The sequence below is a fragment of the Paraburkholderia sp. OAS925 genome, from assembly GCF_040543975.1.
In the GTDB taxonomy this organism is placed as follows: Bacteria; Pseudomonadota; Gammaproteobacteria; order Burkholderiales; family Burkholderiaceae; genus Paraburkholderia; species Paraburkholderia graminis.
The window spans coordinates 1,122,077-1,140,284 of record NZ_JBEUNO010000001.1 but is presented as its reverse complement, the minus strand read 5'-3'; the positions used below and the strand labels follow the sequence as shown (position 1 = coordinate 1,140,284).

13 protein-coding genes and 3 pseudogenes are annotated in these 18,208 nt (G+C 61.3%); 6 read left to right on the top strand and 10 right to left on the bottom strand.

Annotated elements, in window-relative coordinates; genetic code table 11:
• Window positions 1–284: 284 nt before the first annotated feature.
• Genes hpnK through ABIE53_RS05010 form a run of 3 tightly spaced genes read right to left on the bottom strand, consistent with a single transcriptional unit; the run spans window position 285 to window position 2,805 of the window.
• On the bottom strand, window positions 285–1,121 hold the full coding sequence (gene hpnK, locus ABIE53_RS05020; protein WP_192700525.1) for a hopanoid biosynthesis-associated protein HpnK: 837 nt from the start codon (window positions 1,119–1,121) through the stop codon (window positions 285–287).
• Entirely contained in the window at window positions 1,111–2,442 is a 1,332-nt protein-coding gene (gene hpnI, locus ABIE53_RS05015) for a bacteriohopanetetrol glucosamine biosynthesis glycosyltransferase HpnI (protein ID WP_192700524.1), read from the bottom strand. The genes hpnK and hpnI (ABIE53_RS05015) overlap by 11 nt, the downstream gene beginning before the upstream one ends.
• A gap of 12 nt (window positions 2,443–2,454) precedes the next feature.
• Window positions 2,455–2,805 carry a hypothetical protein gene (locus ABIE53_RS05010; protein WP_029972141.1) on the bottom strand — a complete coding sequence of 117 codons (351 nt, stop codon included), beginning with the start codon at window positions 2,803–2,805 and terminating at the stop codon, window positions 2,455–2,457.
• Between the two features lie 356 nt (window positions 2,806–3,161).
• Here ABIE53_RS05010 and ABIE53_RS05005 point away from each other — a divergent pair, with 356 nt between their 5' ends.
• Together ABIE53_RS05005 and ABIE53_RS05000 are read left to right on the top strand one after the other, a co-directional pair.
• Entirely contained in the window at window positions 3,162–3,821 is a 660-nt protein-coding gene (locus ABIE53_RS05005; protein ID WP_192700523.1) for a response regulator, read from the top strand.
• On the top strand, window positions 3,822–5,258 hold the full coding sequence (locus ABIE53_RS05000) for an ATP-binding protein (protein WP_192700522.1): 1,437 nt from the start codon (window positions 3,822–3,824) through the stop codon (window positions 5,256–5,258). It abuts the gene before it with no gap.
• Here ABIE53_RS05000 and ABIE53_RS04995 read toward each other — a convergent pair.
• From ABIE53_RS04995 to ABIE53_RS04975, 5 genes and pseudogenes are all read right to left on the bottom strand, one after another.
• Window positions 5,255–6,307, bottom strand: coding sequence for a lysylphosphatidylglycerol synthase domain-containing protein (locus ABIE53_RS04995; protein ID WP_192700521.1), 1,053 nt, complete (start codon window positions 6,305–6,307; stop codon window positions 5,255–5,257). The genes ABIE53_RS05000 and ABIE53_RS04995 overlap by 4 nt on opposite strands.
• Before the next feature lie 117 nt (window positions 6,308–6,424).
• Window positions 6,425–7,597, bottom strand: a complete 1,173-nt coding sequence (gene hpnI / locus ABIE53_RS04990; RefSeq protein WP_192700520.1) for a bacteriohopanetetrol glucosamine biosynthesis glycosyltransferase HpnI — start codon at window positions 7,595–7,597, stop codon at window positions 6,425–6,427.
• A complete protein-coding gene (gene hpnJ / locus ABIE53_RS04985; protein WP_006050771.1) occupies window positions 7,594–9,015 on the bottom strand; it encodes a hopanoid biosynthesis associated radical SAM protein HpnJ in 1,422 nt (473 codons plus the stop codon). The genes hpnI (ABIE53_RS04990) and hpnJ overlap by 4 nt, the downstream gene beginning before the upstream one ends.
• Before the next feature lie 322 nt (window positions 9,016–9,337).
• Window positions 9,338–9,925 (bottom strand): annotated as a pseudogene (locus ABIE53_RS31975) (VIT1/CCC1 transporter family protein); the annotation flags it as partial.
• 614 nt (window positions 9,926–10,539) lie between these two features.
• Complete coding sequence (locus ABIE53_RS04975; protein WP_192700097.1) at window positions 10,540–11,640, bottom strand: IS5 family transposase; 1,101 nt, start codon at window positions 11,638–11,640, stop codon at window positions 10,540–10,542.
• A 523-nt stretch (window positions 11,641–12,163) separates the two neighbouring features.
• Between ABIE53_RS04975 and ABIE53_RS04970 the strand changes: the two genes are divergently transcribed.
• From ABIE53_RS04970 to ABIE53_RS04960, 3 genes and pseudogenes are all read left to right on the top strand, one after another.
• Window positions 12,164–12,637, top strand: coding sequence for a hypothetical protein (locus tag ABIE53_RS04970; RefSeq protein WP_192700083.1), 474 nt, complete (start codon window positions 12,164–12,166; stop codon window positions 12,635–12,637).
• A gap of 270 nt (window positions 12,638–12,907) precedes the next feature.
• Window positions 12,908–14,107 carry a sodium/glutamate symporter gene (gene gltS / locus ABIE53_RS04965; protein WP_502922727.1) on the top strand — a complete coding sequence of 400 codons (1,200 nt, stop codon included), beginning with the start codon at window positions 12,908–12,910 and terminating at the stop codon, window positions 14,105–14,107.
• 74 nt (window positions 14,108–14,181) lie between these two features.
• Window positions 14,182–15,074, top strand: a pseudogene (locus tag ABIE53_RS04960) (transposase); the annotation flags it as partial.
• Between the two features lie 521 nt (window positions 15,075–15,595).
• On the opposite strand, the gene ABIE53_RS04955 reads toward ABIE53_RS04960, so the two are convergent.
• Window positions 15,596–16,327 (bottom strand): fucose-binding lectin II, encoded by a 732-nt coding sequence (locus ABIE53_RS04955; protein ID WP_192700082.1) that lies wholly within the window; start codon window positions 16,325–16,327, stop codon window positions 15,596–15,598.
• A 319-nt stretch (window positions 16,328–16,646) separates the two neighbouring features.
• A pseudogene (locus ABIE53_RS04950) lies at window positions 16,647–16,799 on the bottom strand (fucose-binding lectin II); the annotation flags it as partial.
• Window positions 16,800–17,218: 419 nt separating this feature from the next.
• On the opposite strand from ABIE53_RS04950, the gene ABIE53_RS04945 reads away from it, so the two are divergent.
• Window positions 17,219–17,581: a YcgJ family protein gene (locus tag ABIE53_RS04945; RefSeq protein ID WP_502922726.1), complete on the top strand. Its 363-nt coding sequence runs from the start codon at window positions 17,219–17,221 to the stop codon at window positions 17,579–17,581.
• Window positions 17,582–18,208: the final 627 nt, after the last annotated feature.

The window sequence follows — 18,208 nt, the reverse complement described above, 5'->3', positions numbered from 1 at the left end:
CGAGGATGCACTAGGTGAGCGTCAGACGCGCTGTGACGGAGAAGCTTTCCATTTTTGTTGGTCCGTCAGTGCACGCAAGCGGGGCGCAGCACACTGCTTTTGCAAAGTGATGACTGTGGATAGATGTATTACGGCAGCAACTTCCGCGTCCTGAACCCGCCTTTTTCTAGCCGTAATAAGGCAACAGCGCGGAGGGCAATGCGATGGCTTCTCCTCACCGAGCTCACGTTTTGCCAGGCGACTCAACCCCTAAGCACTGCTGAATGGCAAGTCGCAAGCGGGACTCAGTGTGCCTGGGGGCCGCTCAACACGTCGGTGAATCCACCGGTCTTCGCGCCCAGGCGTCGAATGGCGAGGGCCACGTCCGTCGAGAGCAGCGCTTTCAATTCATCCGCATGACGATACGCGCGCATACCGCAAGTCAATGCGCACTCCCCTGCAACAGCAGGATGGCAATAGATCTCGCCCACGCCATCCGGCAAGGCAGCAAGCGCCGCGAGCCACGCACGCTCATCCATTTGCCCGCTGTCGGCCACGCCGACAACATAATCGTTATGGAGAATTCCGGCGGCGTCGAGTCGCGCCCTCACCCTCGCGATCCAGGGGCACAACCACAATGGCGCATTGACTTCGAGCGGCAAGCGCATCGCCTTCATGCCGAACTCGCGCCCAATTTCGAGGATCAAATCGAGCACCGTCGGATGCAGATGAAAGTGCTTGTGCGTGTTGACATGATCGAGCGTGAGCCCGCTGTCGGCGAACGCCTCGAACTGCGCGCGAATTTCCCGGGCAAGCTGTTTGCGCACGTGCGGCAGGAAGAAAAAGCGTATCCCGTCGCGCACCATGTTGCTGCCGAAGCGCCCATGCTCGTCGAGCAATGAGGCGATGCCCGCGCGCGGCATGACGGGATCGCCGTCGGCGAGTACCAGATGCAGGCCGACTCGCAAGCGCGGCATCGCGCGGGCGCGCGCGATTGCGTCGCTCGAGGCGGGTGCACCGACCATCAGGCTTGCGGCCGTGAGCACGCCGCTGACATGAGCCTGCTCGACGGCCATGTTCACCCGCGGATGCAGGCCGAAGTCGTCGGCGGTCACGATGAGTGCGCGCGGCTTAGCGGCCATCGGACGCCTCGATGGTATCCATCAACGGCAACTGCGCGCCGCGCGACGCGGAACGCGAAGTTCCAACCGGCACTCTGGCGCCTCGCCACATGACATGAGACCCGAAGGCGCTGGCGATCCACTGCACGAACAGCAAGCTATCGCGCAATGGAACGAGCGGCAGATCGCGCCAGAAAGCACGGCCGAATGCGTCCGATAATGTGTCCGATGAAGCGGACGATAAAGCGGACGACAACGCGTCCCCTGCCCCGTCCCTCAACCCGCGATGCAATGCCTGTTGCTGACGCACTGCCCGCGCGTGCAGCACGACGCGCGCGGCCAGGCCCGCGGCCATATTGACCGCGGTCAAATACGCCGGCCAGCCATGCAGGGCACCTTGCTGACTTGCAACAAGGCAAGCCGTGAGCCCGACGCCGACAACGAGCCACGGCGTAGCAAACGTAATGAAGAGAAACGCAAAGCCGAGCGGATTCACCGAACGTATCGTGCGCAACCAGCGCGTCTCGCGTTGCCAGAGCGCGGTGAACGTTGTTTCGGTGACGTCGGTGGCGACCATCATTCGCGACAGCACCGTTCGCAAACCGAGGGCGCGCACGTGTTCGGCGAGCCAGTAATCGTCCGCGAGACAGTTCTTCAGGCGCCCGAAGCCACCGATGCGTTCGAGCGTCTCGCGCCGCAAAGCAAGCGTGGCGCCGAAACCGAAGCGACGTGATCGGACCATATGCGCGACGCGCACCGAAGGTCCGAACCATTCGTTGACGAAGAGCGCGCCCACCCGCGACCAGAAACCGCTCACGCCGTGCGCGACATACAGACAGGTGACAACGCCGACAGAAGGATCGGCCAGCGGCGCGGCGACAGCGCAGAGATAATCGGCTTCGACGGCGATATCGCTATCGGCAATCACGATCACGTCATGCCGCGCGCGCTCGGCCATATTGACCAGATTACTCACTTTCAGATTGCTGCCGTGCACGCGCGCGTCGATCACGAGTTCGATGTCGAGCATCGGATACGCGGCTTGCAAACGGCGCACCACGGCAATCGCGGGATCGTCGGCAGAACCCACACCGAATACCAGCTGGAAATGATCGAGGCGCTGCTCGCAGAAGCTTCGCAGATTTTCATACAGGCGCGGCTCGACACCGCACAAGGGCTTGAGCACGCTCACGCGCACCGGCGAAAACGGATGGAGCGAACGCGTGCTGCCGCGCAGCCCGAAGAACGGCAACGCGAGCGCAGCCACCACGGCATACAGCGACGCGCCGACGCAGCCGGCAAGCAGAAGCCATTCGGATACCGGTAATGCATGCGATGCCATTGCCGCGCTCCGTCAGCGTTTGCTCAAGACGAACGGCTTCCCCGTGAGACGCAGATGCAGCACGACGAGCCACAACCGCGGGCAATCCGACGCGAGATCGATCGGCCTGCTGCAGACAGACGCAACGCTTGCATGGCGGTCTGCGACGGCGGCCCGGAACGCGGCTTGCGCGAACTGGCGCGCGACCATGACGCCGCCGGCCATCACCGCGATAGAAGAGAGCCGGAAAGCCGCTGACACGAACAGGTGCTCGGCGCCGGGATCCACGAAGACCGTCACGCACGCGAGCAGGTCGGCGGCGACAGCCGTGAGCGAAGCGACCATTAGGTGCGCGCGCAACATATCGGCGGTGACTGGCTTCATGGCTTCGTCTCGTAGCGCGATGAAAAGCATGCACGGCTTCTTGCGACGAAGCGGCGCCTGCTTCAGGAACCGCTCGTCGCAGCCGATAAAACCGTCACCGCGGTCGCCATGCATTCCATCGATGTACCGGAACCGCGTCGAGTGAAACTCGCAACTCGACACGACGCCGCACGCTCCTGTCACTCACAAGACAGTAAGCTGTTGATGGGCGATAGTAGCGATTCAAGCTGAAGGAAACCTTAAGCAGACCGCAGTAGAACCCGCCGTGAACAGCGCGGTTAAACTGCGGACTTCATCGCCGCTTTTCCGCGGTGCATCGCAATCGTGATCACAACACTCAACGGAATTTCAGTCCCATGCGTGTACTACTGGTTGAAGACGACGACCTGATCGGTTGCGGGGTCGAAGCGGGTCTGCGTCAGGCGGGTTTCACGGTCGACTGGGCGCGCGACGGCCATCAAGCAGGTCTCGCGCTGGACACCACGAGCTACGCGCTCGTCGTACTCGATCTCGGCCTGCCGCGCGTGTCCGGCATGGATCTGCTCAAGCGAATCCGCGACGCCGGCAACGACGTGCCGGTGCTTGTGCTGACGGCACGCGGCACGGTGGTAGACCGCGTGAGCGGTCTGGAGGCCGGCGCGGACGATTACCTCGGCAAGCCCTTCGACCTCACGGAACTGACGGCCCGTTGCCGCGCCTTGCTTCGCCGCGCGCAAGGCCGCAGCGTCGAGGTAATCCGCTATGGCGATCTCACGGTGAACCCGGTGGCGCAAACGGCGCAGATTGCCGGCACGCGGGTGCCGCTCACGTCGCGCGAATGGGCAATCCTGCTGCAATTGCTGACCAACCAGGGCATTCCGCAGTCGCGCTCGTGCCTCGAAGAAAGCCTGTATGGCTGGCAGCAGGAAATCGAGAGCAATGCGATCGAGGTGCACATCTCGAACCTTCGCAGGAAGCTTGGCGCAAAGCTCATACGAACCGTGCGCAATATCGGCTACGTGGTGGAGAAAGAGTAAATGAGCGCATCCATTCGCAGGCGGCTTATGCTGCTCGTGCTCGGCAGCATCGCGGCGGTCTGGGCGATTGCGCTTGCGTCGAGTTATCGTCAGGCCACGCAGGAAGTCGGCGAATGGGAAGAAGCCCGCCTCGCGGAAGTCGCGCAGATTCTCGCGCTTCTCGATCAGGCCAACCTCGCCACGCTTGCCAACGCGCACATCGACGTGCGAGAGGAAGAAAGAGGCGGCGCGACCAGTGCGAGCGATAACGACGACGACGACTCGCTGCCGCGCGACGCGCTATTTCAGGTGCGCACGCGCAGCGGCGACGTGATTGCCGGCAGCCCTGCCCTGCGCGCGCTCGGTGCATGGGATCTGCCGCTGCCGGCGGTCACCGGCACGCAAGACGTCGTGCTGGGCGGTCAGACGTATCACTCGTTCACGCTGCGCGGCACGGCGCTCGGCCACACGGTGCGCGTATTCGAGCAGGCCAATACGCGCAGCGATCTGGTCAGCGGAGTGGCGAACCGTATCGCGCGCCCTGCCCTGATTGCGCTGCCGGTCCTCGCGTTGCTCGTGTGGTTCAGCATCGGCTGGAGCCTTGCGCCGCTGCGCGTGCTGTCGGATGCAATCCGTTCGCGAGATATCAACCGCCTTGAGCCTGTCGAAATCGGCGACGCGCCGACCGAGGTGCGCCCGCTCGTCGACGCGCTCAATCTGCTGCTCTCGCGTTTGCACCATTCGCTCGAACGTGAACGCGCGTTTACCGCCGACGCCGCTCACGAACTGAAGACGCCGCTGGCCGCCATCAAAGTGCAGGCACAGGTTGCGCTCGCCGAGCCCGACCCGGCGCGGCAGCGACTCGCGATGGAGCGCGTCGTGCAAGGCGTGGATCGCAGCGCGCGGCTCGCCGAGCAATTGCTGCTGCTCGCGCGTCTGGACATGCATGAAAAACTGTCGACGGCACCGCTCGCGCCTGGGGCGCTCGCGAAGCATGCCGTGCTGGCCAACGCCGGCAACCTGCAGCAAAAAAACATGCGCGCGATGCTCGACTGCGACATGCAGGCCGAGATCAATGCGGACCCTGTGCTGATCGGTATCCTGTTCGACAATTTGGTGGACAACGCAATCAAGTACGGAAGCGAGGGCGGCAACATCGAAATTGCGGTCAAGAGCGCGCACGAGCCGCTCGATAATCGCGTTGTCGTGACCGTGCGCGACGACGGTCCCGGTGTGGCCTCGGCAGATGTCGCGCGGCTGACCAACCGGTTCTTTCGCGCCACTGGTAACCAGGCGACCGGCAGCGGGCTTGGCCTCTCGATCGTCGCGCGCATTGCGGAACACTTTGGCGCGACCGTGCGCTTCGGACCCGGCCTCGAGAGCCGCGGACTCTCCGTCGAAGTATCGTTTCCCGCCTCTACCGCCGCGCCTGACGAGCGACTGAAGGCCGCGGCCTAGCGGCGGTTCGTATCGCAGGCGACGCGGGTGTCCGCGAGTTCCGCCCGTTGCGGGTTCCGCTGCGCCTGACGGCGCACGGGCGCGCGGTTCGCGCCTTCCGCGAACTGCCATGCAATCAGCCCTGGCACGAACATCAGCAGATCGCGAATGCGGCGCGCGCCGGCAAGCGCGAGACACGTCGATGGATCGAGCCCCAGAGCGCCGCCGATCAATATAAAACCGCCCTCCTGCACGCCGAGGCCGCCCGGCACGAAGAAGGCCGCGCTGCTGATGGCCTGGATCAACGACTCGATCACGACGGCTTCAACCAGCGTGACTTGCGTGCCGAGAAAATACAGCGCGAGCCAGATTTCCAGCGACGTCAGCGCGCACTGCAGCGGCTGCCAGAAGAACAGATAGCGCAGCACGACGGCGCGGCGCCGCCAGATCAGCTTGATCGCCAGATCGATTTGCGCGGACTGTCCAACGAGTGCGGCGAGCTTGCCGCTCGTGATGTGATTGAGCGCGCGCGTCATGCGTTCGAACGGACTCGCGTGCTGCACGAGCGCGAACAAAACGAGAAGCGGCGTCAGCACGACCACGCCCCACGCAAGTTGCCCAGCGAGCCGCAGCGTGCCCGAATGCGCGTGCGCAAACAGAAAACCAATGCCGACCATCGTGAACAGCAACTGGCTGATCACCGTCAACTGCATATCGGCGATGATGCTCGCCACCGCCGTGGAAGGCCGCACGCCCCAGCGCCTGAGCATGCGGAACGACACGACCTCTCCGCCGATGCGCGCGACCGGCAGCATGCTATTGACCGATTCGCGCACCCACACGAGATGCAGCATGTCGAGCACGCGCGGCCGGTTCGCGCCGCGAATCAGCGAGCGCCAGTCGCAGGCATTGGCGAGCATCGGCAGGACATGTGCGAGTGCCGCGAGCACAAGCCCCGCGCCGGCGGCGCGCAGCGCGCCGAGCACCGCGACCGGGTTGTCCCGCCACACGAGCCACAGCGACGCAGCCAGTCCCGCGAGTGCGGCCACGCGCCCGAGATGCTTCATCATGCGGACACCTTTCGCGCGTTCGTTGCGCGACGGGCTTGCCGCTCATCGCGCCATTCGGAAGACGTGCGCATCATCGCCGCCTAAACTCCTCTCGTCGTCATTCGTCGTCATTCGTCGTCATTCGTCCTGCGCGGACGACAGCAGGCCGTCGCCATCGACGTCAAAGCTAAACCCGCGCCAGACCACCCGCGAACTCCAGAAGCTCACGACAAAGATCGCAAACGACACGATATCCCATATGGGCAGCATCCACGCGCCGCCATGCGCCTGCCGCAATGCGCGATCCGCGCTCACCTTCAGTGCGAAGCGCGCGGACAATGCAAGCGCCGCGATTAGCCAGGCCCACGGCGCGTCGCTCGACAAGCCGACAGCGAGCAAGGCCAATGGCAACGGATGCATCAACGCAGAGCCAAAATGACCTGTCGGATCGACGCTGCGAATCGTCCGGCTCCAGCGCAACTCATGCGCAAACAACTGCGCTGCGCTGGCCTCCGCGCAAGCGTGCGAAATGGCAAGCGGCGGAATCGCCACTGTCTCGCCGATTGCGCGCACTGCCTCGCCTATCGCATGGTCTTCAGCAAGATGACGCACGAACGGCAGAAAGCCGCCGATCTTCTCCAGCGTGCCGCGCCGCATTGCAATGGTCTGTCCAAAGCAAGGCCGCGCGAGACGGAGCGCGAGACCGGTGACGACGCCGGGCAGGAACTGATAGTGCGTCGCGGTCGCGGACAGGCGCGGCCAGAAGCCGGGATCGGGCTGCGCTCGATACACGCAGGTCACGAGGCCCACGCCGGGCTTCTCCAGTTCGCCGACGATATGCCGCAGATAGTCGGGCCCCACGCCAACGTCGCTATCGGCGAACACAAGCAGGTCGTGCCGCGCGTGCGGCATCATATTGATGATGTTGCTGATCTTGCGATTGGGGCCATAGAGGCGCGCGTCCACGATCACGGTGATGTCCGCGCGTGGACGCAGGCGCTGCAGGTTCTCGACGGCGTGCAATGCGGGGTCCGCCGGGTCATGCACGCCAAAGAGAAACTGCACTGGGCCCGGATAGTTCTGCTCGCAGAAGCTCGACAGATTGCTGAGCAGCGCCCACTCGCTGCCGTGCAGCGGCTTCACGACCGTCACCGCCGGAAAGCTGGCGGGCTCCGCGACAGGCCGCGCAAAAAACCGCCCGATCAGCACGCTCGCAATCGTCGTGTAGCCGATGCCGAACAGTGCGCATGCAGCGCAGAGATAAGCGCACGCATGAACGAAGACCGTGGCGGCCCAATGCGCGCCGTTCACGCCTCGTGTGCGCGCAGAAAGCGAAAGAATTCGACGCCTTCGCGCAAGCGCCGTTTCATCATGTCCCAACTGGTCAGCATCTCGCGCACGATTTCCCAGATTTTCGACGGACGAAAATAGAAGCGCTTGTAGAAGTTTTCGAGCTGGTGATAAATCTCCTCGCGCGACAGATGCGGATAGCCGATGGCCGCGAGTTGCACGCCTTCCTTGCTGACGAGGTTGATCACCTTGTTCTCTTCGAGCCAGCCGTTTTCGACCGCCTGGTCGTAGAGCCGCGTGCCCGGATACGGCGCCGCGAGCGACACCTGAATAGTGTGCGGATTGATCTCTTTCGCGTAGTCGATCGTCTTCTGAATGGTCTGCTGCGTTTCGCCCGGCAAGCCGAGAATAAAGGTGCCGTGAATCTTGATGCCGAGCTTGCGGCAGTCGTCGCTGAAGCGCCGCGCGATGTCGGTGCGCAATCCCTTCCTGATGTTCAGCAGGATCTGATCGTCGCCGGACTCGTAGCCGACCAGCAGCAAGCGCAGGCCGTTTTCCTTCATGATCTTCAGCGTGGAATACGGCACGTTCGCTTTTGCGTTGCACGACCACGTCACGCCGAGCTTGCCGAGACCACGGGCGATTTCCTCGACGCGCGGCTTGAAGTCGGTGAAGGTGTCGTCGTCAAACATGATCTCCTTCACTTCGGGCATGTTGTCGCGAATCCACTTCACTTCAGCCAGCACGTTCTCGACCGAACGCGTGCGATAACGGTGTCCGCCCACGGTCTGCGGCCACAGACAGAACGTGCATTTTGAGCGGCAGCCGCGTCCTGTATAAATCGACACGTAAGGATGCTTCAGATAGCCAATGAAGTAATTGTCGATCTTCAGATCGCGCTTGTAGACGGGCGCGACGAACGGCAACTCGTCCATGTTCTCGAGGATCGGGCGCGCTGCGTTGTGCTCAATGGAGCCGTCGGCGGCACGATAGCTGAGGCCCAGAATCTGCGCGAACGGTTTGCCCGCGGCGACTTCCTGGCAGGTGAAGTCGAATTCCTCGCGGCACACGAAGTCGATCGCCTCGCTTGCTGTCAGCGAATTGTGCGGGTCCACGGCCACCTTCGCGCCGACCATGCCGATCACAAGCGACGGCTTGCGCTTCTTGAGGTCTTCGGCAAAGAGCGCGTCAGTGGGGAACGACGGCGTGCTGGTATGAATGACGACGAGATCGTAGTGCTGCGCGATGTCGAGCGTTGCGTCGACGGACAGGCCGTCGGCGGGTGCATCGAGCACGCGGCTGTCGGGCACGAGCGCGGCGGGTTGCGCAAGCCACGTGGGATACCAGAACGAGCGGACTTCGCGCTTCGCCTGATAACGCGAGCCTGCGCCCCCGTCGAAGCCGTCATACGACGGCGCCTGCAAGAACAGAGTTTTCATGGACGCTCCAGCAAGCCTGAAAGGACGCTTTCGGTTTTCTGTCAGGAGCCTGTCGGAACTGGAACTCGGGGATGGCGAGCGCGACGGCAGACTCGCGCAGATAGTACGGAGCAAAGCTGAAGGAAACCTTAAACAGAATGCTTAGCGCGACGATGTCCGGGCACGGTCAGCGTTCGGGGAAGGCACAACGTTGCGACAACCGGTCATGGACTGAAGGCGGTGTCAGCCGAAGTCGACTGCTTGGCTCAGGTTAGTAACCGACCTGCCCAATCCGGGTCATTGCGAAGATAGTTTCCCGGCCCATGCACGGTGCACGCCGACAAAGGCCTTTTGCCCGATATATCAGACGAAGCTCATGCTCTTCGGCCTCCGAAGCGTGCGCCAGCTCGTCCGCCCTCCTTCGCAATCTGTGTTCTCGCGAGCGTGCGCGCATCGGTTACCGAGAGCCATTCCCCGAGTGCCATCGAGCAGGCGCCCGCGAAACTCCCGGCAAGCGCAGCCAACAGGATGGCGCGGTTTGGGTTCCGCCTCCCCTCCCCGCAAACACATGATCAGGCAAAAATTCGACGCCGGGCCGTCGTTAGCACCGAGTACTGCGGCGCGCAGAGTCGTGGCACCGGACGATACGCCCGGTGCCACGACTCTGCCTCGGCAATCTCGACGCCCTCGGTTGCTTCTGGCCGGCCATGGTTTGCCATCCAGCCTTGAGCTTGTCTGCCCGGCTCTTCGCGTGCTTTGGTTCCGAGACGGCCAATTCGCCAAAGGTCCGTTTTCTTTCGGAGTCCGCTTCAATTCCCGCGAGCGTCTCGGAAATGGCCACGCCATGCAGTTCGTCGGCGAGGCTGGTCCGACGGCGCTCCAGTTCTTGCCCTTGATGCCATAGCCGAGGGGTCCGTAGATGTCCGTAGATGTCCGTAGATGTCCGTAGATAGTAAAGCGTACAGTTGGGTCCGGCACTTCGCACCGGTAACCCTACGTCCTCTGAAGCGGTTGTCCAAACACTCCAGTTCGATTGCGGGCTGGTGGGGCCATTGTTGCCTCGGTTCTGGTTCCAGTGTCAGCTACATGCTGTTCGATCATATGCATCCGGTGCTCGTCGTGCAGAGGCACATGTACGGCGACACCTGGCATACGGCAGGTGCCGCCGCGTATTGCCCTCGCTCCTCCGCACGCGTTTTGCAATTTCAGATGCGCGTATACAGCGGCCCGCCATCTGCAGCACACAGTATTGTATTGATATGCGAGGCCGTGCCCTGGTTCGTGCTTCGCTGGTCAGAAACGAATGGATAAGCTTTTTGGATTGCAGGCGTCCACGCCGTTTGCGTCCCTGAGCAAGTTTGCGCATCACAATCTAGGCGAAGCGCGCGAATTCCCTAGCAGGCCGGTGAAATATCGGTCGTTAATGTGCCCAGGTGCATCACGACGGATGCTGGGGTCGCACTTTTGAAACGCGAAACATGTTTGCGAGCATTCGACGTTGCTCGCGGGTTCACGATATTGGTGTTGCTCATTGCTCTCTGCCCCTCAACCCGCGAGTGTGCGCATACGCGTCAGGTTGTAGCCGACCTGCGTCAGCACGAAGAGCTGGTCTACGCGTTCAAGTCCTCGATACATCGCTTGTCGAATTCGTCCTACTGTCTTGCCCCAACCGAATACCTGCTCAATGCGCTTACGTTTTTGCTGGCTGACCGCGTAACCTGGCCAGCGCGTAGTTCGTTCGTCAATTGCTGAACCTCCTGGACGTCCATCGTTTTGCGCCACATGCGGCGTGACGCGATGCGCGCGACAACTCGCGACGAAGCCGGCGGTGTCGTAGTTCTTGTCCGCGCCGACCGTGATGCCGAGCGGCGCAACACTTGCGGCATCGGCGAGCATCAGCTCGGCCGCGTCGCGCTCGGCGGTGCGCGTCGCTAGCGTCACCTGTGCGTTGACCACCAAGCCGTGTCGGTTGTCGGTCAACACGTGGCCCATATAACAGAGCATCGCTCCGGTTCCCTTGCTCTTGCGAAACAGGCGCGCCTGTACGTCAGTCGTGGATTGGTGCGTCTCGTTACTGCGTTTCTGTCCGTGCCAGTTGCCATTCGGCGCGGGCGGTTCGTCAGGAGGCGTGTCATCATCGTCTGGACTTGTCTTGGGCACAAAGCTCTTGTGCCGGGCCCATGCCTGAATCAACGTGCCGTCGACGCTGAAGTGTTCCCCAGAAAGATACCCGCGCTCGCGCGCGGTCTCGACTGTCTCGTTGAAGAGCAACACCAGCACGTCGTGTTCGAGCAACCGGTCGCGGTTCTTGCTGAACGTCGAGTGGTCCCACACGGTCCCGTCCATCGGCAGGCCGACGAACCAGCGGAACAGCATGTTGTAGGAAATCTGTTCTACCAGCATGCGCTCGCTACGAATTGAGTACAGCACCTGCAGCAACAAAGCTCGCACCAGCTTCTCCGGCGCGATGCTCGGCCGGCCTCCTTTCGCGTCGGCTTCGTACATCCGCGCGAACACATCGTCCATGCGTTTGAGCGCGTCATTGAGCCACGTGCGAATCGGACGCAACGGATGGCCCTTCGGCACAAAATCGTCCAGCTTCAACACCGTGAACATTGATTCCGTAAAACCATCTGGCCCTCGCATCCGTTCCATCTCGCTCTCATTGGTGACATCGGTTCAACGTTTACCCCTTCGTTACGGATGACCGCTACATGAGGTATTTCACCAGCCTGCTAGGGAATCATCGTGGTCGCCGCAGCTCACGCGGGCTGCCGCAACGTCTCGTCACTTTATGTAGTGCGCGACGCTGTACTCGTCCGGATGTTGCCTCTCTTAAGGCGACGGTGACTGCCGCAGTGCAACGTACATACGAGAAAAAGTTTTTTCTCGTTCATCGTCACGCTCGCAACTGCGAACAAGGACTCAAGGTCGTTTGGCTGCCGCTTCTTACTCAGATGGTGGAGCACACTCCATGCGATACTGGCACTGCAATGGCTGCCGCTCGCGCTCGTTGCGACTTTCCCTAGGCTACCGTAGAGTCGCTGACTGGATTTGCGGTCGAGGATGTCGTGTGTTCCCGGATGTAAGCTGGGCGGGCAAGAGTAGACTCCTGTGAGCATCAGGTCGACCACCACTGTCAATTCACGCTTTTCAGGACATCGCCGACGTGAAGTACGCTGCTACCCTCATTGCTCTCTTTGTTTGGCTAGGAGTGACGGCTGGTGCGCCGCTGACTACATCTAGCGACGCGCGGGCGACCGCATTCGTCGTTGCTGTCGTCACCAGCGATTTGCGCAGTGCACGGCAGGGCGGCCAACACGTGTTCGCTTACACGCCTGAAGAGACGGAAGCAACGCTGTCTTCTGTCATAAGAGAATGGTTGACGAAAGGCGACAGGCGCGGCTTGCGGCTTGCACTCGCGGACCAGCAAACGATCTTCGCGTTTCATTGGGCGGCGTTGCAGATGCCAGCGGACTCACAGTGCTTTGCTGTTATCGATAGTGATGGGTGTCAGGAAGACCTCGACTACTGGCTGACACGAGTCAGGAACGGTGATTCGCAATTCATCTCTGCGTATCGAGAGTCGCAGATGAGGCTGGGTCTGCCCCCACTCCTCACACGCAGTGGTAAAGGGCAATGAAGCCGTAGGTTGCCCCCCGACAGCCGTCAGAACGTCTCAGTTCAATTTCCGGTTACACCAGAATGGGCAAAATTGTGATTGGCGCGTATGGTGCTGCCCGTTTCGACTAGGCCGATCCCGGCGCACCGCGACGTGTTGCCCAATGATCAGGCATCGAACACGCAGGCATCGACAAAGCATCTCCTACCGGACGGCCGCTGCGTGCTTTCCACTATCTCGTGCGCAACAGACCGAAGCTGTGCCAACGTCACTTTGCGGCGAATACCGATCGTGAGCCTTGATACGCTCGAAACGCTCATGGCCGCTTCCCTCGTTCTTGTGCTTGGCAGGCAGATCCTTGCCCGGATATCCATTCTGCGAACTTACAGCATTCCCGAACCGGTTGTGGGTGGCCTGCTGATCGCGCTGCTGGTCTTTGCGCTACGTAATACCTTGCAGATCGACGTGCGCTTCGATACGACGCTTCAAGTGCCGCTGATGCTCTCCTTCTTTGCCACCATCGGTCTTAATGCGAATCTGGCAAGCCTGAAAGCGGGCGGGCGGTCGTTGATTGTCTTTCTTGGTGTCGTGGTCGGCTTGCTCGTGATGCAGAATGTGCTCGGCATCGGCCTCGCCTGGGCATTGGGGCAGGAGCGCATTCTCGGCCTGCTTGGCGCGTCGGTGACGCTCTCAGGCGGCCACGGCACCGGTGCCGCCTGGGCCAAGGTATTCGCAGAGCGTCACGGGCTCCAGGCGGCGACTGAGATTGCCATTGCCTGCGCCACGTTCGGCCTGATACTCGGGGGATTGATAGGCGGCCCGGTCGCGCGTTTCCTCGTCACGCGCTACGGCCTTGCTCCGAACCGTGAACCCGATGTCGCTGACACCACGGGTTTCGAGCAACCCAAAGCGGTTCGGGCGATCACAGCGGACGCTGTGATTGAAACCGTGGCGCTGATTGCGGTTTGTCTCGCTGTGGGCTCGGCGCTCGCATCGTGGCTGACCGGCACCGCGTTGGAGCTACCTCCGTTCGTGTGTGTATTGTTCGTCGGCATTATGCTTCGCAACGGGTTCGCCGTGACGGACTGGTACCAGGTGTCCGAACTCGCGGTATCGCTGCTTGGCAATGTGAGCCTTGCGCTCTTCCTCGCGATCGCGCTGATGAGCCTGCGCCTGGGAGACCTGGCCTCGCTTGCATTGCCGCTTTTCGCCATCCTGGTCGTACAGGCGATCGCCATGGCGGGCTACGCTATTTTCGTCACCTTCCGTGTCATGGGCCGCAACTATGATGCGGCGGTGCTAGCCGCGGGACACTGCGGGTTCGGCCTCGGGGCCACGCCGACGGCGATCGCTAACATGCAGGCCATCACCGAGCGGTTCGGCCCGTCGCATCTGGCGTTCTTAGTGGTGCCGATGGTCGGCGCGTTTTTTATCGACATCGCGAACGCGATCGTCATCAAGTTGTTCCTGCTGCTGCCAATGTATGGCTAGCGATAGTCGGCCCTGGGATTTTTCGACGCTACATTTGAGTGCACCCTACGAACTCAAGTCCACTCAGCGATTGAACCCGTGCAGTGCGGGAGTATTTGGAAGCATTGGAAGAAGCCAATCCGGCAAGCGCCGAAGTGGCAGAGAACGTAGAGAAATCGACGCCTCCAAGCGGGTATCTCTGACGAATCCCGCCGCGAGCTGGACGGCCGCAAAGGGCGGCTTGCCGTTCTTCGCCTACTCGACTAATTATCTTATTGACCTGCAGGCAGGGATCATCGTGGACGTTGAGGCGACGCCCGCGAACCGGTCGCACGAAGTGGAATCAACCAGGACGATGATTGACCGCGTTGAGCGGCGGCATGATCTCAAACCTCGACGTCTTGCAGGCGACACCGCGTATGGCTCAGCGGCGGTGCTTGCCTGGATGATCGAAGAGAAGGAAATTGCACCACATGTTCCGGTCTGGGATAAAACCGCACGCAAGGACAATACATTGTCCAGCAGCGAGTTCAAATGGGATGAGCTGGCCAATGAAGACCGCTGCCCCACCGGGCACGCACTACGCAGCGATCGGCGCAAGTTCAGAAATCCGCGCTCGCGAGTCACGAAGGCTGACACGATAATCTATCGGGCAAGCCAGATTGACTGTGAGAGCTGTTCGATGAAGGATCGCTGCTGCCCGAATACACCATTCCGCAAGATAGCTCGAAGCATCCATGAAGCTGCGCGTGACACAACGAGACGTATTGCGAAGACGCCTGAATACAACCAATCTTGCCGTGAGCGAAAGAAGGTGGGAATGCTTTTCGCCCATCTCAAACACATCCTGAAACTGGATCGTCTGCGACTGCGCGGTCCAAGCGGTGCCCATGATGAATTTCTGATGGCAGCAACTGCGCAAAATCTGCGAAGAATGGCCAAGCGGCTCGTGCCAGCAAGCAAGCAGATGAGCCAGGCAGTCGCATGACCGGCAACGGGGATCGTTGCCTCGTTCAAATTTGCCGCTTCGCCGATCGCCACAACTCAAAAACGTGCTGCTGACTCCAGCGCTTCGAGCCAAAACAAGACTTTTTCAACACAATCCCTTTCAAAGCGGCCATTCAGAGTTCGACGGCTGTGCGCGCTTGATCAGCTTCAGCCGACGTTGATGTGCGACCCATGATGCATGCGTTCACCGGAGAACGGGCGTTAGCCCGCAGCGGAACCGCTGTCAGCGACATTGAAAAAAGAAGACTGGCTCGCCGCAATTGCGCGCGCTTATGTCTTGCGGGGTATGCCGCAACTTTGTGCCCGACGCGCAAGCCGCCAGCGCTGAACTGGCGCCACACTCGTTCTGTGCTGCTTGTGCGGAACGGTGAGCGAGCTCGCCATCGGCCGAACGACGGGTTCACCTGGCATAATGTAACGAGGGCGGCCTGCGCCATAGTCTGGACACCGTCACACCAGATGCGGTCAGGCAGCGACCGCATCCTTAGCCGGTCCTGCCAATCAGCCCAGCGGCCAGTTCAGCACCACCAGGCTATCGTTGTAGTCGTTATCGGTACCGTCCTCCGATCCGACGAGGCCAAAGTAAGTCTTCTTGAAGATGTCGACTTGTCGCGACCCCAGCTTCGAAGGCTTGCCGTTGGCCGAAACCACAACCTTCACTTTGCCCTTGCCCGAGTTCAACACCTGCGTCTGCAGGTTCTTGTCCTGAGTGCCGTTGCCCTGAAACGTGGCCGCGGGGCTCTGATTGTCGTCCACGTAGACGGAGATCGTCTGCTGCGCCGACGAGTTCACGAGCGCGGTCACACCGAAGGGGGTATTGGGCGGCAGGTTGAAGACGCCGTCCCGTTCGCCGCCACTGGACGGTTGTGGCTCTGGTTGGGGTTGCAATGCCGCCTTCGCAAAGTAGGTGACCACGCAACCAATGCCAAGATTCGAAGCACCAGCAGGCAGCACGCCGGGCGCACCCGCCCAGGTGACGGTGCAGGCGGCGATCTGTCCGCTCGCATCCGTCTTGACCTTGTTCATCCAGCTACCTACGTCAAAACTATAAGGCGAGATCGAGATGTGAACAAATACGTCGTACGCAGATAGTTTCTCTGCGAGCTGCGCGGTCATGAATTGCCGCATTCTGTCCACCACGGCCTGCGCGCCGCTGGCCTGCACCGCGGCGGCATCGTTAGCGGCCTGCTGCAAGAGAGCATACAGGTCGTCATGAGTGAAGGGCTGTTGCATGTCTTTCCTCGTCGGTTAAGCGCTTCTGGCAACGGCTAGCGGATGGTAGCCGTTTCGGTCCCGGGCGGAAGCGGTGCACCGCCACTGGCGCATAACGCTGCGCGAACTTGGCGTGGCATCGTCCCGGGCGACCACCTTATACGCTGCAGACCTCCTGGCTAACTGCCTGTTCAGGTAGTACAAAAGTTTGGCCGCTCACGTTATCATCAGACGATTGCAGTCTGACGGGCGAGAGGGTCTGCGAGGGCTCCCGACGGCAAATTGCAAGTGCGTAGTGCGATCGGCTATCGGTCGCTGACAGCGCGAAACATTGCACGAGGTACTGCGGCAGCTTCTCTGCGAGTTGTGCGGTCATGAATTGCCGCATTCTGTCCACCACGGCCTCTGCGCCGCTGGACTGCACCGCGGTGGCGCCTGTGGCAGCGCGCTGCAGCAGAGCATAAAGATCGTCATGCGTAAATGGCTGTAGCATGTCGGTCCTCTCAATTGGGCGTGCCTGGCTCGCGCGCTGACGACGGATTGCAGTCGTCGCGCAGCCGGCTGTTGGGCGTGGCATGGTGTGAGCCATGACGATCTTGACTCGCAGCAGTGAAGAAAAATCATGTCGCACCTATCCCACACGAGAAGCTTGTGTTCGGCACTATCCGAAGCGAACTGTCCGCCCTGGAGCTATACAAAAACGGCCAGCGGCGCTAACATCGTCTGGCCGCCGGTCGAACGGCAGTCAGCTTGGTGAAGTAGCTCCATCGGGCGATCCCTGCGGTAAGGGCCGAGGCAATCCGCTCTGCGGAAACAGCGGACGGCCTGGAAAAGAAGACGCAAGCCCTCAGTGGAAAGTCGTCCAGTCCTTCCTCAGTCCGACCTCCTGCGGCAACCTGGAACGTTATGCGAATGAATAGAGTGCTTGCAGGATCGTTGCTGGCTTTGCTATTAGTCGTCGGAGCAAAGGCGTGCTACGCCGAACAGGGTGCCGCGATTGTCCGGTCGCCGATCCGTGGCGTGCTGTGTGACCGTTACATGTGCGCAAACAACAAAGGCATTTCCCGGCAGTTGACGCAGAGGTATCTCGGGGACAGGGCAGCGGAAACCCTTTTTTCACAAGGCGACTTTTCGCGCACGCAATTCACTTTTGCGAATGGGGTTTTCTGCGACGTCGAGGCGCGCGTCTGTCGGCAGGATCGCTACTTCGATACGAATGGCAAGCGCAGTGCAACGATATCCACCAAATACACAGCGCTGTTGTTCGGACAGTAACGGCGTCGACACTGGTTGACGCTGCGCGCCGGTCTGCAACTTCCGGCACTGGCCGGGTGAGGCCGAATCCTCGATGCAAATCCGGCGCTAACGGCTCTTTTCTTTTGCGCTGCGTTATCCGGCAGTGCTCCTATGCGCGTGCCGTCAGTCGTCTTTATTCCGACGGTCACCACATTCGAGCCTTCCCGCACCGAACCGGCGTTTCGATAATCGCGCAGCGTCACTATCGCGCGCGACTCGCGCACCACGCCAGCTTCGGCACCCTTCAAGGCTGACCCGGCAGGATGCGCGGCTCCGTCGCCAAACAGTGGCGCGGCCGCGATAATGAGGCGTCCGCGGTTGCCTGACGCAGACAGAGAAGTTGCTTCGCTGCGTGATGCGCCAATGCTCGCATATGCGGATTTGCGTACGAGGCTCTTGCAGATTTGCGCGTTATGTCGCTCGCGAGGTCATCCAGTATGGCCGTTGCCGTCAAGAACTGCGGATTTGACGTTGAGGATGGGTCGGGATCGACACGCTGAAGCCCTCCGTACTGCAAAGGTATCCGCCTGACGGCAGCCCGACAGTGTCCGCACTCGCCGAAGGGTGCCGCGTTGCGCGAAAAAAAAACCGGCCCGCGAGGGCCGG